This window comes from Thermostichus sp. MS-CIW-37 (assembly GCF_054060065.1).
Genome location: NZ_JBSSCV010000035.1, coordinates 1 through 24,558 on the forward strand (window position 1 = coordinate 1; position 24,558 = coordinate 24,558).

Genomic DNA, 24,558 nt, shown 5'->3' on the forward strand with positions numbered 1-24,558 from the left:
GAAGTAGGGGATTCTCATGCGGACGAAGGGACTTGAACCCTTACGCCTTGCGGCACTAGATCCTAAGTCTAGCGCGTCTGCCGTTCCGCCACGTCACTCTCACCCATGCTAGCTCGCCCTCTGGGCCAGGGCGACCTGTAGGGCAGCAGTCTCAGCATCATCGTCATCTCGAATCGGAATCCCGCTCCAAGTCGCGAAAAAGAGGTGTGCTCAGGTAGCGTTCCCCAAAACTAGGCTGGATCATTACAATCCGCTTGCCGGCGTTTTCCGGTCGCCGCCCCACCTGGATGGCTCCCGCCAAGGCAGCCCCGGTGGAAATGCCGGAGAGGATCCCTTCTTCTTTGGCCAGGCGCCGGCTGTAGACCATGCTCTCTTCATCTTCCACTGGGATCACCTCATCCAGCAGGTCGCGCCGCAGCACATCAGGCACGAATCCCGCTCCGATCCCTTCAATGCGATGAAAGCCGGGCCGGCCACCGCTCAAGACAGCACTGGCCTTGGGTTCAACGGCCACCAGTCGAATGGCCGGGTTTTTCCCCTTCAAAAACTCGCCCGCCCCCGTGATGGTGCCGCCGGTGCCTACCCCTGCCACCAGGATGTCCACCTGACCATCGGTATCTTCCCAAATTTCCGGGCCGGTGGTTCTGGCATGAATCTGGGGGTTGGCGGGATTGGTGAACTGGCCCAACATATAAGCGTTGGGAGTGCGGCGGACGATCTCTTCGGCCTTCCAGATGGCTTCCCCCATGCCTCCAGCACTGCTGGCCAGATAAACCTCTGCCCCGTAGGCTTTCAACAGCAGTCGCCGCTCAAGGCTCATGCTCTCAGGCATGACGATGATGAGCCGGTAACCCTTGGCAGCAGCGGCCATGGCCAAGCCAATGCCGGTATTGCCAGAGGTGGGCTCCACCAAGATGGTCTTGCCGGGGGTGATCAAGCCAGCTTGTTCGGCAGCCTCGATCATGCTGACGGCAATGCGATCTTTCACCGAGGCGGCGGGGTTAAAGCTCTCCAACTTCACCACAATCTCGGCCAGACACCCTTCCGACTGAGGGATCCGATTCAACCGCACCAGCGGGGTGCGACCGATGAGCTGGGTGATGTTGGCGGCAATTTTCATGGCTAACAAAAAGGAAGCAACCAATTGCAACAGCGGGCCGTAGGCCTTAAGTCCAGAGCACTCGGGGGCCTTGTGCGATGCTAACCCTTAAATCAACTCCCCGGCGCTCCCCTTTCAGCTTACTAGCGCAGGAGCCCCGCCCTCTGTCCACAGGGCGAGGGTCGGGAGGAATGCGGAGTTACGATGATATAACCATGACCCAAGTCCTGACCATTTCCTGCAAGCTCAAGGTGTCTCAGTCGCAAGCCGCAAAGTTGGATGCGACCTTGGAGGCTTTCGGCCACGCCTTGAACTGGGTCAACCAAAACACACCGGAGAAAGTCGTCAACGCCGTTAAACTTCAATCTCTGTGCTACCACCAAATCCGTGCCCGGTTCGGCTTGTCCAGTAACTTGGCCGTACAGGTCTGCAGACGGCTGGCCGGTGCCCGTAAGGTCGCCCTACAGAAAAACCGCCCGGTCAAGGCGTTCAAGGGAGGCTTCGCTACCTATGACGCCCGTATCTTTTCGTTTCGCGAAAAGGACTGGACGGTGTCGCTGACCACGGTGGAGGGTCGAGAGCGCTTTGAGCTGGCGATTGGTCATTACCAGAGAGAACAGTTGGCAGGCTCCAATCCCAAATCTGCCACTCTGGTCAAGCGCAAAGACGGTTCCTACTCCATCCAGATTTGCGTGGAAGCAAAGTTACCGGAGCGGCAGAACACAGCTCGGGTAATAGGCGTGGATTTGGGAAGGACAGATATTGCCCATACGTCAGAGGGGGACAACTGGAATGGACAGCAGTTGAGCAAAATACGAGACCGTTATTCCAAGCTGAGAGCGGTACTCCAGCAAAAAGCCAGTAAGGGCACCCGCAGTTCCCGGCGCAGATGCAGAGAACTGTTGCAACGGCTGTCTGGCAAGGAGAGGCGCTTTCAAACGTGGGTCAATCATCGCATCTCTAAAGCTATTGTTTCTAGGGCAAAGGCCACAAATAGCGCTACTGCTTTAGAGGACTTGACAGGGATACGGGAGCGTATCAACCAACAACCCCGCAGCAAAGCCGAGCGGCGCAGGGCCAACAGTTGGGCGTTCTACCAACTGAGGCAGTTTCTGGAATACAAGGCGAGAGTTGCAGGGGTTTCTCTGATCCTTGTTCCGCCTGCTTATACCTCGCAGACCTGTCACAAGTGTTTGCACATCCATCCGGACCCTGCGCAATCCTATCGCAGTGGGAAGCAGTTTAAGTGTGGGCACTGTGGATGGGAAGGGGATGCGGACTGGAATGGTGCAAACGTAATTGCGCTTTTGGGGGCTGCCGTAAACCAGCCCAGAGGTTAAGCCTACGGCTCGCTTCGCGAACGAGTTTGTTTTGTTCTCTGGGAGAGCATAACAGGCTCAGGGCTACTGAAAGCCCGCACTGTACTGCGAAGCAGTCAGGGTCGGGTAGTTTACTGCCCTTGGCCCAGCATTGAGGGGATCCCTGCATTCCTTGAAATTTTGAAAGGGAGGGCAACAAAACCCCTCCTGAAAATGAATTAGAGTGAGATCACACCGGAAGGACGAGTCCATTATGCACCTGAGTGACATCACTCATCCCAACCAGCTCCGAAACCTGAACCTGAGCCAGTTGCGCAGCCTAGCCCGCCAGATTCGCGACAAGCATCTGCAGACGGCTGCCAATTCCCCGGTCGGCTGTCATCTGGGGCCAGGGCTGGGGGTGGTGGAGCTGACCTTGGCCCTCTACAAGACCCTCGATCTGGATCGAGACAAGGTGATCTGGGATGTGGGGCACCAGGCTTATGCCCACAAAATGCTCACCGGCAGGTACCACAATTTCCACACATTGCGCCAGAAGGGGGGGATTTCCGGCTACCTGAAGCGCAGCGAGAGCCGCTTCGATCACTTTGGGGCGGGGCACGCTTCCACCAGCATCTCGGCAGCTTTGGGCATGGCCATCGCTCGGGATCGGCGGGGAGACAACTTCAAGGTGGTGGCCATCATTGGGGATGGTGCCCTGACCGGAGGCATGGCCTATGAAGCCATCAACCACGCCGGGCACCTGCCCAAGACCAACCTAATGGTGGTGCTCAACGACAACGGCATGTCCATTTCCCCCAATGTGGGGGCGATCCCTCGCTATCTAAACCGCCTGCGCCTCAGCCCGCCGGTGCAGTTTTTGGCCGATAGCCTGGAAGAGCAACTGAAGAATCTCCCCCTGCTGGGATCCAGCCTCAGCCCGGAAATTGACCGCCTCAAGGAAACGGTGAAGCTGGTTACCGCCGTGCAAAACAACAAGGCAGGCATCATCTTTGAGGAGCTGGGCTTTACCTACGTGGGTCCGGTGGACGGGCATAACCTGGCGGAATTGTTGGATGCTTTTGAGTTGGCCCACGGCATCTCCGGGCCGGTGCTGGTGCATGTGGCCACCGTCAAAGGCAAGGGCTACCCGCCTGCCGAAGCTGAACAGGTGGGGTATCACGCCCAATCCCGCTTCGACCTGGCCACCGGCAAGCCCTACCCGCCCACCAAGCCTAAGCCCCCCAGCTACAGCAAAGTCTTTGGCCATGCCCTCTGCAAGCTGGCCGAGCGGGATCCCCGCATCATCGGCATCACCGCCGCTATGGATACGGGCACTGGCCTGGATAAGCTCAAGGAAAAGCTGCCGGATCAGTTTGTGGATGTGGGGATCGCCGAGCAGCACGCTGTAACGTTGGCGGCTGGCATGGCCTGTGAGGGAATGCGGCCAGTGGTGGCCATTTATTCCACCTTCTTGCAGCGGGCCTACGACCAGATCATCCACGATGTCTGTATCCAAAAGTTGCCGGTCTTCTTTTGCTTGGATCGGGCGGGAGTTGTAGGAGCCGATGGCCCCACCCACCAAGGCATGTACGACATCGCCTATCTGCGCTGCATTCCGGAAATGGTGCTAATGGCTCCCAAAGATGAAGCGGAGCTACAGCGCATGGTGGTGACCGGGATCCAGTACACCAAGGGCCCCATCGCCATGCGTTACCCGCGCGGATCGGGTGTAGGGGTGCCTCTGGCAGAAGAGGGGTGGGAACCCCTGCCCATCGGCAAAGCCGAGGTGCTGCGCAGCGGTGGCGAGGTGTTGATCCTGGCCTATGGGTCGATGGTGCATCCCAGCCTGCAGGCGGCGGAGATCTTGAAAGAACACGGTATCTCAGCCACAGTGGTCAATGCCCGCTTCGCCAAGCCTTTGGATACCGAGCTGATCCTGCCTTTGGCCGAACAGAGCCGCTTGGTGGTGACGGTGGAAGAAGGTTGCCTCATGGGTGGGTTTGGCTCGGCAGTGGCCGAAGCCCTGCTCGACGCCGACCTGACAGTGCCTTTGTTGCGCCTGGGGGTGCCGGATGTGTGGGTGGAGCACGCCACTCCCGAGGAATCCTTGGCAGAACTGGGCTTGAACAGCGCCGGGATTGCCGAGCGGATTCGGGCCAAGTTTCAGGCACGAGTTCTCAAGGGATCCCCTGCGGAAGTTCCCACTGTCAATTCCTGAGCCTATTCCGAAAGGCCCATCCGCCGGTTGAACTGCTCGATGGCGGCTTGCTGCAGAGCTTCTGCAACAGGTCTGGTACGCAGGAGGATCTGCACATCCCGCAGCAGGTTTTCCCGCCACAGATTCTCCCGCAACACCTGCAGGCGGGCATAGTTGGGATCCAAGCGCATGGCCTTTGCCCCCAGTTCCTCAGCTCGTTCGGTTTCTCCCCGAATGTAGAGGGCAGTCGCCAGGGCCAAATAGGGCTCTGCCACAGAGTCGTTCATCTCTATCGTGCGTTCCCAGCGATCGATGGCGGCGTCCAGATCCCCCTGCTCATAGTCCACCAAGCCCATGTTGTTCATGGCCGGCCAGTAGGCGGGATCCAACTGCAAGGTCTTCTCATATTCCTGCCGGGCCGCATCCCACCGATCCAGCATGAGGTAGGCATTGCCCAGTTGGAAGCGGGCATTGGGGTTATCCGGTTGGAGGGCAACCGCTCGTTCCAGAGTCTCAGCGGCGGCAAAGTAGCTGCCCTGCCGCAAATAAGCCGATCCCAGCGAGTAGAGGACATCCCCATCTTGAGGAGATAGGGCGCGGGCCTTTTGCAACGATGCAATGGCTTGCTCCAAGTCCCCCAGTTCTAGGTGTACGTTGCCCAAAACGTAGAGTAGCTCTGAGGAGTTGGGCACCATGGACACGGCCAGTTGCAGGCGGCGCAGCGCTTCTTCCGTCTGGCCAAACTGGGCTAACCGCAGCGAGTCGGTGGCCAGTTGCAGCGCTTGGGCCTGCATCAAGCCCCCATTGGGCAAAGGGATGTGCAGCAACACCTGGGCCTGGGCAGAGCTCCACCCTCCCATCCCCAACACAACTGCCAGGCCCACCGACAAGGCTTGCCAGGGCCGGATGGATAACCGAAACAACAGTGGCGGCATGATACCCACGCGATAAACAGGCCATGCCCATGTTAGCTGCAACAGCCGGGGATCCCTACTTCTCAGTGTTCTCCTCTGCAACTGCCATCGGCCAAATCAGAGGCGTCGCCACCGCCGCCCCGATTGGGTGAGCAAATCTTCGGCAGCCTTCGGCCCCCAGGTGCCGGCCTCATAGGTGAACAGAGGCGGTGCAGCACTGCCGCCATTGCCGCTGCCGGGCTCCGATTCCCAGGCCGATAACACCGGCGTCACCACCCGCCAAGCCGCTTCGACCTCGTCGGCACGGGTGAACAGCGTTGGATCCCCCAGCAGACAATCCAGGAGCAGGCGATCGTAAGCATCCGGTGTACTCGCTCCAAAAGCCGTCCCATAGCGGAAATCCATGTCCACCGAGCGAGTGCGGATCTCTGGCCCCGGCATCTTGGCCTCAAAGCGCAACGAGATGCCCTCATTGGGTTGGATACGCAGCACCAGGATATTGGGGCTCACCTCCCGAGCCGCCGATTGGAACAGGGAAAGGGGCACCTGCTTAAAGTGAATGGCCACCTCCGAAACCTTCTTGGGCAGGCGTTTCCCGGTGCGCAGGTAAAAGGGAACTCCCTTCCACCGCCAGGTGTCACATTCCAGTTTCAGGGCTACGTAGGTGGGGGTTTGCGAGTTGGGATTGACGTTAGGCTCCTGCCGATAGCCCAGCACCGGCTTGCCGGCGATCCAGCCAGGGCCGTACTGCGCCCGCACCGCTGCGGCTGCCACATTGCGGGGATCCGCTAGGCGGGTGGCCTGCAGCACCTTGGTCTTTTCGTTGCGCACCCCATCGCTGCGCAGTGAGACAGGTGGCTCCATGGCCGTCAGGCAATAGATCTGCATTAGGTGGTTTTGCACCATGTCTCGCAGGGCGCCGGCAGTGTCGTAGTAGCCGGCCCGATCCTCCACCCCCACCGTCTCCGCCACGGTGATCTGCACATGGTCGATGTAGTTGCGGTTCCAGAGAGGCTCGAAAATGGCGTTGGCAAAGCGGAAGACCAGCAGGTTTTGCACCGTCTCTTTGCCCAAGTAGTGATCAATGCGGTAGATCTGCTCTTCCTGGCAAATTCGCTGCACAAGGCGGTTGAGTTCCTGGGCCGAGGTGAGGTCGTGGCCAAAGGGCTTTTCGATCACCACCCGCGTTTTGGTCGGATCGGCCACCATACCGGCTGCCCCCAACTGTTGGATGGCCTGAGCATAAAAGTCCGGCGCCACCGCCAGATAGAACACCCGGTGGCCACGGGTGCCCCGCTCCTCATCCAACTGGCTGAGCAGTTGCTTCAGGCGAAGATAGCCTTCTGGATCCCCGATATCCAGGCGGCAATAGAACAGGCGGCTGGCGAAGTCCTGCCATAGGGCCTCCGGCCCCAAGTCCTGGGGGGCAAACTCCTGCACGGCAGCCCGCATTTTTTCCCGATAAACCTCGTGAGTCCAATCGCGGCGGGCCACCCCCACCAAGGTAAACTCCGGCGGCAGCCGTCGCTGCACAAACAGCCGATAGTAGGCCGGGATCAGCTTGCGGGCCGCCAGATCCCCAGAAGCCCCAAACTGCACCAAAATACAGGGATCCGGAGTGCGCTCTTGGTTGAGACCAACGCGGAGGGGGTTTTCAGCCAGGGTCACCATAGAGTCGGCTCAGCTTGGGTGGATAGGGTTGGGGAAAAGAGTGGCTAGGGGGTCAGAGAACCTTCCAGGCAGCGCAGCACTTCTTCCACGTTCTCACGGCTGCCGATGATGAGGGGCACCCGTTGGTGGAGGGATTGGGGAACGATATCCAGGATGGCCTCGGTGCCGGTGGTGGCTGCCCCGCCCGCCTGCTCGGCCAGAAAAGCCAGGGGGTTGGCCTCGTACATCAGGCGCAGCTTGCCCTCCGGTTTTTTCTGGGTGCCGGGATAGAGATAAACTCCGCCCTGGAGCAGAATGCGGTGAAAATCCGCCACCAAAGCGCCGCTGTAACGGGAGACGTAGCCATCGCGGCGGTGGACATAGCGAACGAAGTTTTGGATCCCTTCGCTCCAGTGGCAGAAATAGCCCTCGTTGAGGCTGTAGACGGAACCGCGTTCAGGAATGCGGATGTCGCTGCGGGAGAGGATAAATTCCCCCAAGCTGGGATCCAACGTAAAACCGTGTACCCCCTTGCCGACGGAATAGACCAATTGGGTGCTGGGGCCGTAGAGAATATATCCCGCAGCCAGTTGGCGACGGCCCGGTTGCAGCAGGTCTTGGTTGTCCGCTTCCGGGCGATCCTCAAGAGGGTGAAGGACGGAGAAGATGGAGCCGACGCTGAGGTTGGCGTCAATGTTGGAGGATCCATCCAGGGGATCGATCATCAGGGCCAGGCGGCTGAGGGAGCAGTTTTCCGGCAGGCGAGCCGGGGTTTTCATCTCTTCCGAGACCAGCCGACACACCAGGCCCGTTTGCTCCAAAGCGCGAATGAAGGCCCGGTTGGCATAGTCATCCATCTGTTGCTGTTCTTCCCCTTGGACATTGAGGCTGCCGGTAACCCCCAGCGCCCCTTCGATCAGTCCTGCCTGACTCAGCCGCCGGGCGATCATCTTGCCGGCCAGGGCAATGCGGTTCATCAGGGCGCTGAAGTCTTGGGCCTCTGCCGTAAAACTGCCAAACTGCTGTAAAACATGACGGGAGAGGGTGAGCACATCCCGCAACATCTCCCGTGAGGACTCCGTCCCGCTAACGCGGTCGGCACTGCTGGGCACTGCAGGCGAGGGGAGAGGAGAGCTGAGAACCATACGAGGCTTCGCCAACACGAAGGGGAAACACCCATACAAGGGATCCCCGACCCCTGCGTCTTGACCCGGAGTGCAAGGACTCGGTCTTGCCAGGGCGATTGGAACCTGGGATCCCTTCTATTAAGTAGGCTGGCCGATTCCTGGCGCAGGTGCAGACAACTTACAGAGTTGCTTCAGATTTGGTTTGGATCCCTCTTTCCGGGAAAGCTCATGTCCCCCGAAGAAACGCGGTAGGATGAGTTCTACCCCTTTTCTCCTCTCCCTACTTCGTCCCGGTTTCCTCTTGCAATGATGGCCAATTCCCCTTTCCCGCTGCGCAGCCAAGTGGTTACCCAGGGAGTACAGCGCTCCCCCAACCGCGCCATGCTCAGGGCCGTAGGCTTTCGCGACGAAGACTTCGGCAAGCCCATTGTCGGCATTGCCAACGCCCACAGCACCATCACCCCCTGCAACATCGGGATCCAAACTCTGGCGGAGCGGGCAGAGGCGGCTCTGAAGGCAGCGGGCTGTATGCCCCAGGTGTTCGGCACCATCACCATCAGCGATGGCATTTCCATGGGCACGGAGGGGATGAAATACTCGCTGGTGTCGCGGGAAGTGATTGCCGATTCCATCGAGACGGTGGTCAACGGCCAGAGCATGGATGGCCTCTTGGCCATTGGCGGCTGCGACAAGAACATGCCGGGGGCGATGATCGCCATGGCCCGCCTCAATGTACCCTCGATCTTCGTCTACGGCGGCACCATCAAGCCGGGTCACTACAATGGCCGCGACCTCACCATCGTCAGCGCCTTTGAAGCGGTGGGGGAGTTCAGTGCCGGGCGCATCTCCGAGGAAGAGCTGCTGGCGGTGGAGCGCCATGCTTGTCCCGGTGCCGGATCCTGCGGCGGCATGTACACGGCCAACACCATGTCCAGCGCGTTTGAGGCTATGGGGATGAGCCTGCCCTACTCCTCCACCATGGCTGCAGAAGACGAAGAGAAAGCCGAAAGTGCAGCCCAATCGGCCAAGGTCTTGGCAGAGGCCATCAAAGCCAACATCCGCCCGCGAGATATCATCACCCGCAAAAGCATTGAAAATGCCATCTCGGTGATCATGGCCGTAGGGGGATCCACCAACGCCGTGCTCCACTTTCTGGCCATTGCCCATGCGGCAGAAGTGCCCCTCACCCTAGAGGATTTCGAGACCATTCGTGCTCGCGTGCCTGTCCTCTGCGATCTCAAGCCTTCAGGGCGGTTTGTGGCCACCGACCTGCACCGGGCCGGCGGGATCCCCCAGGTGATGAAAATGCTGCTCAACCACGGCCTGCTGCACGGGGACTGCCTCACCATCTCCGGCCAGACCATCGTCGAAGTCCTGCGGGATGTGCCGGACGAGCCTAGCCCGGATCAGGAGGTGATCCGTCCTTGGCACAGCCCCCTGTATCCCCAAGGGCACCTGGCCATCCTCAAGGGGAATCTGGCTCCCGAAGGAGCAGTAGCCAAGATTACCGGCGTCAAGAACCCGAAAATTACCGGGCCGGCGCGGGTCTTCGATTCAGAGGAGTCCTGCCTGCAGGCCATCCTCTCCGGCCAGATCCGAGCAGGGGATGTGGTGGTGATCCGCTACGAAGGCCCCAAAGGTGGCCCCGGCATGCGGGAGATGCTCTCGCCCACTTCGGCGATTATCGGCGCCGGCTTGGGGGATAGCGTTGGCCTGATCACCGATGGCCGCTTCTCCGGCGGCACCTACGGCATGGTAGTGGGCCATGTGGCTCCCGAAGCCTATGTGGGGGGCACGATTGCCCTGGTGGAAGAAGGGGATCTCATCACCATTGATGCCCCGGCTCGCCAGTTGCACTTGCATGTGAGCGAAGAAGAGCTGGCCCGCCGCCGCGCCCGCTGGTCTCCTCCTGAGCCTCGCTACAAACGGGGCACCCTAGCCAAGTACGCCAAGCTGGTCTCCAGCAGCAGCCTGGGGGCAGTGACGGATTTAAACCTGTGGGATTAATTTCCCTCACCCCCGGCTCGTCTCCCAGAGGGAGAATTGGTACTTGAGAGATAGCTCCAGATTCCTGACCCTGCAGGGATCAGCCTTGCTGGGTTAAGTGCAAGAAAGCGGCAGAGATGAAGGATCCCTGCCGCTGGGTTTTATGGGCTGACGGCCTCAGAGACAACTAGGTACCGATGATCCCGCCGTCATTTTTGGTGATCACCACCACCGCCGAGCGGGGGTAGAGATTGGGGTCGTAGTCTGGCCAGCGGGAATCGACCTTGCCGGCAGCAAAGTCGTCCTCGCTGGTGCTGGCGCCTGGGTGCTGCACGTTGATGAACATGGTGCGCTGATCGGGAGTGGTGACCACACCGGTGATCTCTTGCCCAATTGGCCCGGTCAAGAAGCGGCGAATTTCCCCTGTATCCGGATCGGCAGCCAACATTTGGTTGTTGCCAAAAGGCGCAAACTCCTCTTTGTTGAGATTGCTGTCGCTGGTGTCGGTCTGGATCCAGAGGCGACGGCTGGCATCGAACCACAGACCATCGGGAGAGTTGAAGATGTTGTCTTCATTGAGGGGCTGGCCCGATAGCTTGCGGCTATCTTCCGGCGGCCCGGCCAAGACAAAGAGATCCCACTCGAAACGGGTGGCTTGAGGCCGGTCGTTGGCTTCCTTCCAACGGATGATGTGACCCCACTTGTTTTTGGGACGGGGGTTGGCAGCGTTCACCTGGTCTTGTTCCCGACGGCTGTTGTTGGTCAGGGTGAAGTAGACCATGCGGGTTTGCGGATCCACCGCTCCCCACTCAGGCCGGTCCATTTTAGTAGCACCGACAAAATCCGCCGCCGTGCGGGTATTCACCAACACGTCTGCTTGGCTGGTGAAGCCGTTTTCCGGGGTTAGACCGTTTTTCCCAAACACCAGCGGCAGCCACTCCCCTGTGCCATCTTCGTTGAACTTGGCCACATACAAGGTGCCATTGTCCAACAGATGTCCACCCGCCGTTTCCTTGCGGTAGGGCTCGGCAGAGACGTACTTGTAGATGTACTCAAAGCGGGCATCGTCCCCCATATAGGCCACAATCGGCTGGCCTTCCACCGGCGGCTGAAACACCACGCCTTCGTGGGCGAAGCGGCCCAGAGCGGTGCGCTTCTTGGGAGTGCTGCTGGGATCAAAGGGATCGATCTCCACCACCCAGCCAAAAGTGTTGGGCTCATTGCGGTAGTCTTGGGTGGCATCCGCAGCGGTGGGGGTGGCATTGAAGCGGATGAACTCGTCTGCCTTGTTGCTGGCCAGCTCCCAGCCGTAGCGGGAAGTCTCGGTGCTTACGCCGTAGCGCTTGTGCTCCCGGGGCAGGTTGGGCTTTTGGTCGGGGCCTTCGCTGGTGTTGCTAAAGTAGCCCGCCCAGTTCTCCTCACAGGTGAGGTAGGTATTCCAGGGAGTGACGCCGTGGGCGCAGTTGTTCAAAGTACCCCGGGTCATTGTGCCTTCAGGGCTGAACTTGGTTTTCACGAAGTCGGATCCCCGCACTGGCCCTTGGATCTCCATGAGGGTAAGACCGGTGATGCGGCGGTTGAGGCGATCCCGCACCACTTCCCAACTGCCGTCTCCCTGCTGCTTGATGTGGACAATGCTCACCCCGTGGCCATTCAGCTCTTTCAGCACCTGATCGGGATCGCGGGTGCCGTCAGGATTGGTGGGATACAGGTCGGAATCCAGCTTCTGGCCCACAGCCGCAGCATGCATAAACCGAGGCTCAACGTACTCGTGGTTAAACACCAGCAAACCCTCGGTGGAGCTGCCCTGCCAGGGATCCTTCCCTTCGATGGGGAAGAAGTGCATGCCATCGTGGTGGCTGCCCACCTGCATTCCCTGCTCGGCACCGGTGTTTTCCAGCTTGAACTGTGGATAGGTGCCGGTGATGGGAGTACCCCAAGCCAGCAGCGGTCGGGCAGTGTAGCCTTCGGGCACCACCAGTTTGTCTTCCGCGCTCACAGGAATTGCCTTGAAGCCCAGCAAAGCACTGCCACTGGCGGCTTTTGCCGATTTGGAAGCACTGTTCAGCTAGAAATCGCAGGAGCCCCGCACTGTACCCGTAGGGTCACTGCCGGGAGGAATGCGCTTTGATGAAGTACAATGAACTTATGAGCCAAGTCCTGACCATATCCTGCAAGCTCAAGGTGTCCCCGTCGCAAGCCGCCAAATTGGACGCGACTTTGGAGGCTTTTGGCCAAGCCTTGAACTGGGTCAACCAGAACACGCCGGAGAAGATCGTTAACGCGGTCAAACTGCAATCCCTTTGCTACTACGAGATTCGAGCCCGGTTTGGCTTGTCCAGTAACTTGGCTCAACAGGTGTGCAGACGGGTAGCGGGTTCCCGCAAAGTGGCTAAGCAGAAAAAGCGTCCCGTCAAGGAGTTTAAGAGCGGCTTTGTTACCTACGACGCTCGCATCTTTTCGTTCCGTCAAAAAGACTGGACGGTGTCGCTGACCACGGTGGAAGGGAGAGAACGCTTTGAACTGGCCATTGGCAACTACCAGCGTGGGATGCTGGCTGGTTCCAACCCAAAAGCTGCCACGCTGATCAAGCGCAAAGATGGCTCCTACTACATCCAGATTTGCGTAGAGAAAAAGCCACCCAAGCAACAAGATACCGACAAGGTGATCGGGGTGGACTTTGGAAGGACAGATATTGCCCATACGTCAGAGGGGGACAACTGGAATGGACAGCAGTTGAACCGAATCCGAGACCACTACTCCCGGTTGAGGGCGGCACTCCAACGCAAAGCCAGTAAGGGCACACGCAGTTCGCGGCGCAGATGCAGAGAACTGTTGCAACGGCTGTCTGGCAAGGAGAGACGCTTTCAAGTGTGGGTCAATCATCGCATCTCCAAAGCTATTGTCTCCAGGGCAAAAGCCACAAACAGCGCTATTGCTCTGGAAGACCTGACAGGGATCCGGGAAAGGGTCAATCAACAGCCACGCAGCAAAACCGAGCGGCGTAGGACCAACAGTTGGGCGTTCTACCAACTACGTCAGTTTCTGGAGTACAAGGCGAGGGTTGCAGGGGTTTCTCTGATTCTTGTGCCGCCCGCCTACACGTCGCAGACCTGCCACAAGTGTTTGCATATCCATCCCGATCCTGCGCAATCCTATCGCAGTGGCAAGTCGTTCAAGTGTGGGCACTGTGGATGGGAAGGGGATGCGGATTTGAATGGTGCGAATGTGATTGCGCTCTTGGGGGCTGCCGTAAACCAGCCTAGAGGTCCGGGCTTGTTTTGTTCTCTGGTAGAGCAGAACAGGCTCAGGGCTACTGAAAGCCCGCTCCGTACCGCTTAGCGGTCGGAGCCGGGTAGTTTACCGCAGGCAAGCCAAAAAAGGTGGCCACCGCTGCAGCAATTCCCCCCTGCAACACTTGACACCGCTGCAAACGGCTCTCCAGGATGCTGCTGAAGGTGGGGTTGGGAGAGTGGTTACACATAGGCTCGTCCCCAGGACGAAGCTTAGGGCCATGCGAATGGATACTCACGTTGACTTCTCCTCTTGTCTTGACAAGTTTTGTTTAGAAACTTGACGAGTCTTATAAAAAGCACCCACTCCCTGCGCTAGTCTATCTGCGCATCAGAATTAGGCACTACAAAGTTGGTGACCCAGCGTTAAGAGGAGACCAAGGCTAGGTTAAGCCTTGCAGGTCTAAACAGTTTCTTTAGATTGAGGCGGCAGTTTCTTAACCGTTTGTTACGATGGGAAGAGGACTTGCCTGATGTCAAGTGAATCAATTGCTGAATCAACTGCGAATGAAGAAGTGGCCTGCAGTCCTTGAATAGCGATTCTTAGGATTCTTTTCGTAACCTAGAGAACAAATACACCCCATCTTGGTGGTACAGAAGCTGGAATTGAGTTTCCTTCTGTAAAGCTTCAATCAGGACACGGGAAAACTCTGGACTGCTGCGCCACCCCGGATGACGGGTGTTGAGCAACACATAATCAAAGGGATCCCACTGAGAGGGCGGGGATCCATTGAAGCGTCTCTCATCTGTAAAGTAGATTACAAGTCGATGGGTGAGGTGAGGGCTGATCTCATGGGTGGTGAGAACGCCCCCTTGGGTGGTGATCTGGGCAAGAGCCTGTCGGGTTGCCTGCCAAGTGTCCAGGGAGCTGAGATAAATCGAGCCGAAAAAGGTGTATTTCCCCAAGGCCAAAAAGGCCAGCGAAGACCAGATCAGGGGCAGTTTTCCATCTTTTATAAAATGGCTCTGGAAGAGGTGATTTTTCACATTCTCGATGACAGCTAAGAACAAGAAAGGAACGATAGGCAAAGCGTACTGATGCACCAGATCTCGATAGGCGGGGTTGCTGGAGAGTATATTCAAACCCAGGGTAGGCAGGGCAGGGATCCAGGGATCCCAGTGTCCCCAAGAGAGGCCCCAAGCCAAAGGCGCAACCAATAAAAATCCATAAAACAGGGTGTCCAGAGAGAAGACTTTGCTCAAAACCAGCATCGGTCTCAAGATTAAACCTTGAACAATTTCCGCAACAGAATTCCCTAGATAGTCGTAATGAGAAACGGCTGCCGGCTCGCTGCCGCTGAAGTGAGGAATGACCCCAAAAGTGGCTATCCCAAACCAAGCTGATCCTGCTGCAATTGCCGTCCAGCCGCCCACTTGGCAGCGCCATTGCCAGCGTTCTTGAATTCGTCCTCTTTCCCAAAGCAACAGCCAGGCTCCCAGGGCGACAACATTGAGAGACAACACTGCTTTACAGCCGAGGATGCCGCTCAAACAGAGAAGGAACCCCCACAATTTTCCAGAGCGAATGCAGAGCACAGCCGCCAAGAAAAGGGGAACGGCCAAAACCTCTGGATGAAAATCAAAAAGGTTGGCGTTAAAAATGGCCGGATAGAGAAGATAGGCCCCGGCAATCACCATTGCTTGGCCGGGATCGACCTTGGCCTGAAGTGCAAGGTGATAAATGGCCGATGCCCCCAACGTTAACGCCAGAGATTGGAGTCCAAATAGCCAATAGACCGAGGGGACAATGCGGTACAAAAAGCTGATGGGATAGAGAATAAAGGCTGCGTGGTCTCCCAAGATGTGGATCCCTCGAATGGTCGAAAACGGAACCTCTCCCCGACTGATTAGATAGATGGATTGGTCGAAGATGCCAAGATCATATCCTCCAGACTGAAACAGGTGATGCCGGACAACACTACAGCCAAAGAGAATGAGGAAATTAAAAATCATGATTGCCAGCAGAAGTGGAGGCAGAGGACGATCCTTCATAAGAACTAGGGCTTTTGATTTATAGATCTTGGCAAGGTAACTTTATCGCTTTTCTCAGCCTTGCGTGACATCCTAGATCCTAGCGAGATCTGGATTCGGCAGAGGCTCCGCCGCAATTCCGGACATTTCTCTTTCCTCGGGAGTATGAGGAATGGCTCAAGCTTGTTGGAGATAACGATACAGATGAGTTAGGACTGGTTACGACAAGAGGGTGTGATTTGGCCCAAGATGGCAGCATGTCTTGCCCCAGTTGCTTCCGGTAAATTGTTGGTCTTACCTTGCCAGGTTTTATAGGCCAATACCGCAAAGGCAAGGGCCTCTTTGGCCTTAGAAGGGATCCCCACTTGGTCGGAAGTCAACAGGGTTGTGGTCGGCAGTTGCTCCTGCAGCAGTTGCATGAGAACAGGGTTTTGGGTGCCGCCACCGCTGAGAATAACTTGATCTGGGGTCGCGGGCAAAAAGTCCCTATAGGCTTGGGCAATGGAGCAGGCCGTAAACCCTGTGAGGGTGGCAATACAGTCGTGAGCAGATATAAATTGGGTCCAAATTTGCTCCAAATAAAGGGATCCAAAATACTCCCGACCAGTGGTTTTGGGCGGTGCCTTTTGAAAATAGGGATCCCGCATCCATTCTGCAACTTTTTCCCAGTGGACTTGGCCTTGGGCAGCCCATTTTCCATCGCGATCAAAGGCTTGTTGTCCTTGGCTGGCCCGCATCACTGCCAGATCGATCAAAATGTTGCCGGGGCCAGTGTCGAAGGCCAAGGGGGATCCCCCACTGTAGAGGCTGGGGAGATAGGTAAGGTTGGCAATGCCGCCGATGTTCTGGGCCACACGATGAAGGTGGGGATGCCTCAACAGCAGCCAGTCCACAAAAGCTACCAAAGGTGCGCCTTGACCTCCTGCCGCCATGTCCCGCGCCCGAAAATTGCTCACCACCGGGATCCCGGTCAGCTCGGCAATCACCGCAGCTTCACCGATTTGCAAAGTCGAAGCTTCTGGCCCACCGGGGTTATGCCAAAGGGTTTGACCATGGCTGCCGATGAGATCGATCTGTTGGGGGGTGAGATGGGCCGCCTGGATCCCTTGCAAGGCCGCTGCCGCAAAAGCTCGACCCAAGCGAAAGTTCAAGGTGCAGATGTGATCTACCGTGCCGGTTTTGGGATCCGCAGCCCGCAAAATCTCCGCCCGCAGCGTCCGGGAATAGGGGATTGTTTGGAAATGTATCAACTCCCACTGTAGGGAATCGTCGCCCTCGATGCGGACGATGGCTACATCGATCCCGTCTACAGAGGTGCCCGACATTAGGCCGACGACGATCATCTTGCTGGGGGCTCGCACCAGAGGCTTGAGAAGGTCTAAAGTTTTGCCCTCTTTCTCCCCTCCCCTTTTTAAGATACAGGCAGGGTATCCGGAGCTACCGCGTGGAGAGGATGAGTGAAGCCATCCGCTACGACCTTCTGTTGGTGGGGGGGAGTTCCTCCAACTTGATCTTGGCCCATCGCCTTTTGGATTTGGCCAAGCTATCCGGGCTAAGAATCTCCGTCGCCATTTTGGAAAAAGCCCGCCAATTCGGCGGTCACATCGTCAGTGGCGCCATCTGCAATCCCCAGGTGATCGCCAAGCTCTTCCCCGATTTTGAAAGCCAAGGATTTCCCCATGAAGGGCGGGTGGAAGCCAATCATCTGAGCGTGCTGGGATCCCAACAGCGCTGGGATCTGCCGGAAGCGGTGATCCCACCCGGATTTCGCAAGCAGGGGCAGTTCATTCTCACCCTCAGCCACGTGATCCGCTGGCTGGCCGAAACCCTGCAGGAAAAAGCCAAAGGGATCCCAAATGTTACCCTCGATGTGTTCCCCGGCTTTGCCGCCCATGAAATCCTCTACGAGGGGGAGCGGGTGATCGGGGTACGGGCAAGCGATTCTGGCCAAGTGTACGAAGACTGTATCTTTGCCGAACTCACCTGCTTTGGCGACAAAGGCTTCATTTCCAAAGATCTCATCGAGAAGTTTCAACTGCGCCCCAACCCGCAATTGTGGTCGGTGGGGGTCAAAGAGGTGTGGCAGATCCCCCAGTCCCTGCAGGGGCAGGTGTGGCATACCTTGGGCTACCCGGTTTTGGATGGCAGCTTCAGCGGGGGCTTTGTCTATGGCCTCAAAGACAATCGCCTGGCCTTAGGTCTGATCATCGGCCTAGACAGCAAGAACCCCAACCTTAACCCCCAGCAGCGTCTGCAGGAGTTCAAAGCTCACCCCTGGATCCAGTCCCTGATTGCCGGCGGCAAGTTGCTCAAGTACGGGGCTGCCGTGATTCCCGAAGGGGGCTACCACAGCCTGCCCACCCGGTTTGGCGTTGAGGGAGCCCTGCTGTTGGGGGATGCGCTGGGGGTGTTGGATGTGGGCAGCTTGGCCGGGGTGGATAATGCCATGGAAACCGGCTATCTGGCGGCGGGCCTCATTCACGATGGCTTCTTGAAAGGGGATCTGCGCATCCAGGCCGACTACCAAAGGGCGGTGATGGAAAGTGCGGTGGGGCAAAACCTCTACCGCAGTCGCTATTTCCGCGAGGCTTTTCTGGAGAACTCCCGCTTGCTGGAAGAATACTTGCCTCAGGTGTGCCGCAGCGTCGATGCCGGCCATCCCTGGCTGGGATCCCTGCGCTGGGGTTTACAGGATCCCGTTCGCCGCGGACGAGAAACTCTGCGCGCCTACACCCTGCTCACCGGGCGGGTCAGCCCCAGCGAGCCACCCCCGCGAGGCTATGTGGCCCCCCACGCTGCCATTCAAGCGGATTTTGTGGCCCCCACAACCTTGGCTCCCCAGGAATTGGCCTCTCGACCGGGCTATTTCTCGCGGCCCGATGCGGTTTTTTTCGCGGATCCCCGCTACCCCGAGGGTAACCGTCACATCCTGGAGTTCGACGCCGAAACCTGCCGCCGGTGTATCGCCACCTACGACAAGCTGAATCGCCCCACCCCCTGCGTGGCCGACTGCACAGCAGAGGTACACCACATCCGCGACCAAAATGGCATCCGCTCCCATGCCATGTCTTTGGAAAACTGCATCCAGTGCCGCACCTGCGAGATCATCTGTCCCCACTTAAACTTGCGGGTCAACCCCAGCTACGAAGGATCCGGGCCGGATTTCTATGGGCTGTAGCCGTTGCTGAGGTTAACTCAGTTCGCTGCAGCTCGCCTGATCCTGGGGGTCTAGCAACTGAGGTGAATGGATCTGGCCATCTTGGCCGGCGATCCCAGGGATCCAAGCAACCTAGGAAATTGGCTAGGTTGAGTTACGGCTTGTTGAGGATCTTTTGTCGGTGAGCGATTCTTTGGATGTCCAGGCTCCTCTGCCCGCTATCTTGGCCGATCTGCAAAAAGCCCTGGGATCCCTGGGGTTGGGTTATCTCCAGGTACAAGCGCGGCTTTCCGGCCACCGCCTGTTGCTGCGCCTAGAGGGGGATCCCTTGCCTGAGCCGGATGCTTTGCTGGGGAGCCTCTCGCCGGCCTTGGAGCAAATGGCGCTGACCCACAGGCAGCGTCAGGTGGAGCTGTTTGGCTTTCTGGCCAATGAAGGGATCCCGGAATGGCACCGCGAGTGGCGCTATCAGCCCCAGCCCAACCCCAACAGCCCTCTGTATCGCGCTCAGCGGGGGGATGGGGTAGCCATCCAGCAGGTACTGAATTACCTGTTGCGTCCGGAAGGGATCCAAGCACGGGTTCATTTCCATCCCAAGCTGGGCCTCTTGCAGGTGAACTTGCAGGCGGCAGAAGCTCCGGATCCGGCTTGGGCTAAGGATTTTCTGCGGCGAGCCTTGACCCGTCTGGAATGGACTTTTTTGCAACGGCTGCGGCTTTCCGGGCAAAAACTGGGCTCCTTTTTCCCGGCCTGGAGCCAAGAGTTCGATCTCAAACAGCCCGCCTTTTGGCAGTCCCCCCAAGTGCCCTTGACCGGGCGATCCCCCATCTCAGAGAGAGAAATCTCTCCGCTGGATAAGCCGCCACCCCCTTCTCCTGCCTCCCAGACTGAATCTCCGGGTGTCAGTTGACGGAGGAGATAGTAAGTAGCCGAGCGTTTGCAGCCGCTGGCTGAGCGTATTCTGAAGGACAGTGCTCGTTGGGGTTGGCCATGCGGGTTGTTTTTTTCGGCACGCCAGAGTTTGCCCTGCCTTCGCTGCAGATCCTGTTGCAGCCGCAGTCTCCCTTTGAAGTGGTGGGATTGGTCTGTCAGCCGGATCGGCCCCAGGGACGGGGACAAAAGGTGCTTCCCCCCCCTACCAAGGTTCTCGCCCAGGCCCACGGGATCCCTGTGTGGCAGCCTGTCCGCCTGCGGCGGGATCCCCAAGTGCTGGCGGCTCTGGAGGCGCTGGCTGCCGATGTGTTTGTGGTGGTGGCCTACGGCCAGATCTTGCCCCTGACGGTGTTGCAGATGCCCAAGCTGGGCTGTGTGAATGTGCATGGATCCCTGTTGCCGGCCTATCGTGGCGCTGCCCCCATCCAGTGGGCTATTGCCAACGGCGAAACCGAGACCGGCGTAACCACGATGCTCATGGATGAGGGAATGGATACAGGAGCCATCCTGCTCCAGACCAAGCTACCCATTGGGCCAGAGCAAACCAGCCTAGAATTGGCACCCCAACTGGCTCAACTGGGGGCAGAACTCTTGGTGGAAACGCTCTTGAAATTGGAGAAAGGGGAACTCACCCCTATTCCTCAGGATGGATCCCGGGCTACTTATGCTCCTCTGTTGAAGAAGCCAGATTTTCATCTGGATTGGCAGCGCTCGGCTCAAGCTTTGCACAATCAAATTCGCGCCTTTTCCCCCAACTGTTTCACCGGTATAGAGGGACAGCGGATAAAGATTGTCCGCTCCGCCTCTCCCCAACTGCACTCGCCACCCCCTGAAATCCCCCAGGGCAGTCCCGGAGAAGTGGTGGGGTTGGCCAGAGGAGAAGGGATCTACGTAGCCACAGGAGAGGGATCCCTGTTGATTCGACGGGCGCAACTGCCCGGCAGAAAAGAACAATCGGCTTGGGACTTGGTCAATGGCAGCCAGCTCAAGGTGGGGATGCGTTTTGAGCCACTCCCGGATGCTTGAGAGCCATACAGGGATCCCTTGGGCGCGGCCAACCCAAAGACGGCGAACCTGTCCGTTGCCTTGATTCTACTCTCTCTCTCTGGGAGAAAGGCTGGGGGTGAAGACTACTCCGGCTGGGGAAACTCCTGCCAAAGGTTGGTGCGCTGGCGCAAGCTGAGGAACTGTCCGCCGCCGAGGATAAGGTGATCCAAGACCGGGATCTGTAGCAGTTGCCCCGCTTGCAAGAGTTGCCGGGTGAGGGCAAGGTCTTCTGGGCTGGGATCCAAGCTGCCGGAAGGGTGGTTGTGGGCCACCAGGATGCGGCTGGCTCCTTGCTTGATGGCGCTGCGGAAGGTTTCCCGCGGATGGGTGAGGGTTTCGGTGGCTGTCCCCCGGGTTACGATCTGCTGGCCAATGAGGCGGTGCTTGATATCTAGGTGCAAAACGGCAAAATGCTCCTGGGTCTCCCACATCAGGTCGCCGCTCAGGGCCATGGCTGCCTGTTCCGGCGACTCGATCACCGTGCGTTCTGGCGGGCGACCCAAAAACACCCGTCGCCCCAGCTCGATGGCGGCCAACACCGTTGCTGCCTTGGCCGGGCCAATGCCTTCAATTTGCAGCAGCTCCCCTGCCTCCACCTGGCGCAGTTGGGCCAAGGGATCCCCTTGGGCTTCCAATTTTTTCAGGAGCAACTGGGCGAGGCCGACTGCCGAGAGCTTGCCTGGCCCCTGGCCAGTGTTGAGCAAGATGGCCAGCAGCTCGGCGTGGGAGAGGTGCCTTGCCCCTTGGCTGAGCAGCCGCTCGCGGGGACGATCTTGGGCAGGAATATCGCTGATGCGCAGCACGTACTGGCTCATCTGGGGCCTAGGGAGGAGAAGAGGTTTTTTTCAACAGCCAAAAGGGACTGCGGCGCTCGACGACCCGCCAAGATCCCAGAATGGCTGCCTGTTCGCCCTCGGGAGCTGTAAGTTCAGCTACAAAGGGATCCCAGGTAACCAGGTAGTCGGGCGCCTGCCCCTGGGCTTGCCAGTCGGCCAGCTTTTCTGGGCTGGCGGCGTAGGGAACCTGCAGCGGGCCATAAAAATAGGGTACAAAAGAGCGAAAGCCGTACAGGCCCACCGTTCCAGAGAGAGCCGGCTGGGCGTTGTTTTCGGAAGTGGCAAACTGCCGGAAAAAGTGGACGGCTCCTCCCTGGGTGTGTTGCAGCAGGCGGGGGAAGACCCAGCACCAGGCCAGTTGGGCGCTCAGTCCCGTGGCCAAGAGCAAAACTGTCCAGCCCCAAGCCCGCCGCCGTCCTCGACTCCAAAGGAGAATTCCCAGCAGCAGGATCGCGGCGGGGACGTAGGTCAACACCGGCCACTCCACCTCAGCCTGCAGGTATCCCAGCACCAAGCTGCTGGAAAAGTCGTCAGGGATGCCGGCAAAGACCCATGCTTGGACTAGCCCAGCGGGGTCCTGGGATCCCAGCCAGGGCAGCAACAGCCACAGGGCCAGCCAAAACAAGCCGCTCAGCAGGATCCAGGCACTTTCCCAAAAACTGGGCCCTCTTTTCTCAGCAACCAGGCGCTGCAAGCGCAGGGCAGCAAAGTAGGCCCCAATGGGGTACAGCAGCGAGGTGTAGTGAACCAGCTTGGTTTGCACCAGCAGCGAAAACAGGGCCAGCACCACCCCAAAAGCCACCAACAGCAGAGATTCTGCCCGCCGAGTCAAATCCACCGAGCCCACGCTCCTGGGGATGGGCTGCAGGATCTCGGCCAAAGCCAAAGAACCCCAGGGAAAGCACCCCAAGGCAAAGGCCAACAGATGAAAATAAACCGGGCCGGGATGCCCATCTGAGCTGGTGAGGATGCGCCATTGGTAGCGCCCAAACTCTTCCACCCATTCTGGCCCCCGTTGCACCCCTTCCAGCGCCAGCCAAGTGAGGGGAACAGCCACAGCTAGGCTGAGGAAAACCAGGCTCTCCCCCCATCGAAGGGGAGGATCCCGTTGCCAGAGCTTGTAGAGGATCCAGATAGCCAGGGGCAACACCAGCCCCACCGGCCCTTTGGCCAACACTGCCAAGCCCAGGGCCAGCGCCCCCACCGCTCTCCACCTGCGTCCAGAGTACCCGGCCCGCCAGGCCTCCTCGGCGGCCCAAAGGGATCCCAGACCCACCCCCATCCCCAGATTCAACAGCGGGTCGATGAGGCCGGTTTTGTAAAAAAACAAGGGCAGGTAGCCTGTCAGCAGCAAGATCCCCCATAGGCAGCCGAACCCCATCCCGCCCAGACAGGATCCCCACCCCACCAGCAGCGCCACCGTGATCCCGCCAGCAAAAGCATTGGGCAAGCGCGCTGCCCCTTCGTTCATCCCCAAAACAGCCATGGACAGGGCCTGCAGCCAAAAAAACAGGGGCGGCTTTTCAAAAAAGGGCTCCCCGTTGATCGCCAACGAGAGCGGATCCCCGCTGGCCAGCATCTGCCGCGCCGAGCTGGCGTAGATCAGCTCATCCCAGTCGAACAGATAGGGGATCCCCTGCCCCCATAGGAGCCATAGCCCGGCCAAAAAACCCATCCCCAAGGCCCATCCCAGGGATCCTTTGAAAGGCAAGCAGGCCGGGAACCTAAGCATGGAAGGCCGCCCATCGTTCCACCCGGCCCACATTTTGAGGCGACCGCATCAGCCGCAGCAACTGGGCTGCCAGAGCGGATCCCTCCATCTCCGCCGGAATTTCCACCCCACACCAACGGCTGGAGCTACCCTGCAGGGCAGCTATCCACTCCGGGGCAAGGGATCCCCGCGCCACCCCGATCAATTGCGGCAGAGGCTCCCGACGATACAGCCCAATCCAGCGCAAGCCCAGTTGAAAAGGCCCCGGTCGGAAACGGGGGTTCAAGCGGCCATCCGCCTCAAACTTGCTCAACATCACCTGCAGAGAGCAGATCTGGCGAGTATTGAGCGCAGGAGCCGAAGGCACAAGGCGGGCGCGGAACGTGGCAACCATCTCCGCAAAGGGGATCTGAACGGTCTGCTCTTCTCCCGGCGCAGTGTCGAACGCATAGCCGTAGGCGGGGCTGTCCCAGCCGCCTTGATCCCGCAGTAAGACCTTATACCGCTGCCCATCCCCTCGCAGGCGCAGCTCCAGACCGGCAAACTCCGATAAGTCCAGCGGCGGCTGCCAATTGCGGGTGCGCGTGGAAACAAACCCCCCAAAGTTGGCCGTGGAAACTTGCCCTGTAAACAGAAGCTGCCCCTCCCCCCACTGCAACTGGCTTTGGCTCACCCCTCCCATGACCACATCGTCCAAAATGCCCCAAAACCGGTTCAGATCTGGGTTGGGCCGGCGAAAGTCGAACAGCATTCGCTCCGTTTGCCCACTGCTGCGCAATTGCTCCAGATAAGCCTTGGCTGTTGGCGGATCCTCCAAACCCAGGATCACCGTTGCCGTCGCCCAATCTGGTGTCTGGCTCACCTCCACGCCCTGCTGCCGCAGCGCCTCCGCCAACCCGTCAGGCAAACCTTCCCCCACTACCCCCACCTGGATAGGAGCCGACTCGGCAAGAGAAGGTGGCACACAATCATCCTCCACGGCCTGGAACCCATTCTGAACCCAACGCCACACCTCCGCCAAAGGCAGGGCCTCATAGTAGGTGAGTGTGTTCCAGAACCGCCCCAGATCCCAAGGCATGAGTCTACCTCGTCTCTTCAGCTAGAAGCCGCAGGAGCCCCGCCTTCTGCCCGCAGGTCGAGGGCCGGGAAGAATCCGAGGAAAATACAATAATCAATATCAATACAATACAATACAATACAATACAATAATAATAACAAGGCCATGACCCAAGTCCTGACCGTTTCCTGCAAGCTCAAGGTGTCTGAGTCGCAAGCCGCAAAATTGGATGCGACCTTGGATGCTTTCCTCCAGGCGTTGAACTGGGTAACCAAAACA

General features: G+C 58.6%; 17 protein-coding genes and 1 pseudogene. 7 read left to right on the top strand and 11 right to left on the bottom strand.

Annotated features, from left to right (window positions below; translation table 11 throughout):
* Positions 1–163 precede the first annotated feature (163 nt).
* On the bottom strand, positions 164–1,120 hold the full coding sequence (gene cysK, locus ACVWYZ_RS12715) for a cysteine synthase A (protein WP_457467259.1): 957 nt from the start codon (positions 1,118–1,120) through the stop codon (positions 164–166).
* 194 nt (positions 1,121–1,314) lie between these two features.
* Here cysK and ACVWYZ_RS12720 point away from each other — a divergent pair.
* Positions 1,315–2,573, top strand: a pseudogene (locus ACVWYZ_RS12720) (RNA-guided endonuclease InsQ/TnpB family protein).
* A gap of 98 nt (positions 2,574–2,671) precedes the next feature.
* A complete protein-coding gene (dxs, locus tag ACVWYZ_RS12725; protein ID WP_457393338.1) occupies positions 2,672–4,618 on the top strand; it encodes a 1-deoxy-D-xylulose-5-phosphate synthase in 1,947 nt (648 codons plus the stop codon).
* Between the two features lie 2 nt (positions 4,619–4,620).
* Here the strand turns inward: dxs and ACVWYZ_RS12730 are convergent, their stop codons facing one another.
* The 3 genes from ACVWYZ_RS12730 to fbp all read right to left on the bottom strand — a co-directional run bounded on the left by ACVWYZ_RS12730 (position 4,621) and on the right by fbp (position 8,225).
* Positions 4,621–5,532, bottom strand: a complete 912-nt coding sequence (locus ACVWYZ_RS12730; protein ID WP_457467260.1) for a tetratricopeptide repeat protein — start codon at positions 5,530–5,532, stop codon at positions 4,621–4,623.
* 96 nt (positions 5,533–5,628) lie between these two features.
* Complete coding sequence (zwf, locus tag ACVWYZ_RS12735; protein WP_457467261.1) at positions 5,629–7,182, bottom strand: glucose-6-phosphate dehydrogenase; 1,554 nt, start codon at positions 7,180–7,182, stop codon at positions 5,629–5,631.
* Positions 7,183–7,226: 44 nt separating this feature from the next.
* Positions 7,227–8,225 carry a class 1 fructose-bisphosphatase gene (fbp, locus tag ACVWYZ_RS12740; RefSeq protein ID WP_457467271.1) on the bottom strand — a complete coding sequence of 333 codons (999 nt, stop codon included), beginning with the start codon at positions 8,223–8,225 and terminating at the stop codon, positions 7,227–7,229.
* 372 nt (positions 8,226–8,597) lie between these two features.
* On the opposite strand from fbp, the gene ilvD reads away from it, so the two are divergent.
* Positions 8,598–10,295, top strand: coding sequence for a dihydroxy-acid dehydratase (gene ilvD / locus ACVWYZ_RS12745; protein WP_457467272.1), 1,698 nt, complete (start codon positions 8,598–8,600; stop codon positions 10,293–10,295).
* 166 nt (positions 10,296–10,461) lie between these two features.
* Here ilvD and ACVWYZ_RS12750 read toward each other — a convergent pair whose 3' ends face one another.
* Positions 10,462–12,342, bottom strand: coding sequence for a PhoX family protein (locus ACVWYZ_RS12750; RefSeq protein WP_457467273.1), 1,881 nt, complete (start codon positions 12,340–12,342; stop codon positions 10,462–10,464).
* Positions 12,343–12,422: 80 nt separating this feature from the next.
* Between ACVWYZ_RS12750 and ACVWYZ_RS12755 the strand changes: the two genes are divergently transcribed.
* On the top strand, positions 12,423–13,616 hold the full coding sequence (locus tag ACVWYZ_RS12755; RefSeq protein ID WP_457467262.1) for an RNA-guided endonuclease InsQ/TnpB family protein: 1,194 nt from the start codon (positions 12,423–12,425) through the stop codon (positions 13,614–13,616).
* Here the strand turns inward: ACVWYZ_RS12755 and ACVWYZ_RS12760 are convergent.
* From ACVWYZ_RS12760 to ACVWYZ_RS12770, 3 genes are all read right to left on the bottom strand, one after another.
* Positions 13,588–13,758 (bottom strand): hypothetical protein, encoded by a 171-nt coding sequence (locus ACVWYZ_RS12760; protein ID WP_457467263.1) that lies wholly within the window; start codon positions 13,756–13,758, stop codon positions 13,588–13,590. The two genes, ACVWYZ_RS12755 and ACVWYZ_RS12760, sit on opposite strands and share 29 nt — an antisense overlap.
* A 352-nt stretch (positions 13,759–14,110) precedes the next feature.
* Complete coding sequence (locus ACVWYZ_RS12765; RefSeq protein WP_457467264.1) at positions 14,111–15,559, bottom strand: DUF2079 domain-containing protein; 1,449 nt, start codon at positions 15,557–15,559, stop codon at positions 14,111–14,113.
* 188 nt (positions 15,560–15,747) lie between these two features.
* Entirely contained in the window at positions 15,748–16,881 is a 1,134-nt protein-coding gene (locus tag ACVWYZ_RS12770) for an anhydro-N-acetylmuramic acid kinase (RefSeq protein ID WP_457467265.1), read from the bottom strand.
* A gap of 110 nt (positions 16,882–16,991) precedes the next feature.
* Between ACVWYZ_RS12770 and ACVWYZ_RS12775 the strand changes: the two genes are divergently transcribed.
* The 3 genes from ACVWYZ_RS12775 to fmt all read left to right on the top strand — a co-directional run bounded on the left by ACVWYZ_RS12775 (position 16,992) and on the right by fmt (position 20,654).
* Positions 16,992–18,716 (top strand): electron transfer flavoprotein, encoded by a 1,725-nt coding sequence (locus tag ACVWYZ_RS12775; protein WP_457467266.1) that lies wholly within the window; start codon positions 16,992–16,994, stop codon positions 18,714–18,716.
* 160 nt (positions 18,717–18,876) lie between these two features.
* A complete protein-coding gene (locus ACVWYZ_RS12780; protein WP_457467267.1) occupies positions 18,877–19,605 on the top strand; it encodes a hypothetical protein in 729 nt (242 codons plus the stop codon).
* Positions 19,606–19,685: 80 nt separating this feature from the next.
* On the top strand, positions 19,686–20,654 hold the full coding sequence (gene fmt / locus ACVWYZ_RS12785; protein ID WP_457467268.1) for a methionyl-tRNA formyltransferase: 969 nt from the start codon (positions 19,686–19,688) through the stop codon (positions 20,652–20,654).
* Between the two features lie 104 nt (positions 20,655–20,758).
* Here fmt and radC read toward each other — a convergent pair whose 3' ends face one another.
* The 3 genes from radC to ACVWYZ_RS12800 are packed head-to-tail and all read right to left on the bottom strand — an operon-like array spanning position 20,759 to position 24,300.
* Positions 20,759–21,490 carry a RadC family protein gene (gene radC, locus ACVWYZ_RS12790; RefSeq protein WP_414408993.1) on the bottom strand — a complete coding sequence of 244 codons (732 nt, stop codon included), beginning with the start codon at positions 21,488–21,490 and terminating at the stop codon, positions 20,759–20,761.
* 7 nt (positions 21,491–21,497) lie between these two features.
* Positions 21,498–23,243, bottom strand: a complete 1,746-nt coding sequence (locus ACVWYZ_RS12795; protein ID WP_457467269.1) for an ArnT family glycosyltransferase — start codon at positions 23,241–23,243, stop codon at positions 21,498–21,500.
* The gene (locus tag ACVWYZ_RS12800) at positions 23,236–24,300 is read right to left on the bottom strand and encodes a CIA30 family protein (protein ID WP_457467270.1); all 1,065 of its coding nucleotides are present in this window, start codon (positions 24,298–24,300) and stop codon (positions 23,236–23,238) included. The genes ACVWYZ_RS12795 and ACVWYZ_RS12800 overlap by 8 nt, the downstream gene beginning before the upstream one ends.
* Positions 24,301–24,558: the final 258 nt, after the last annotated feature.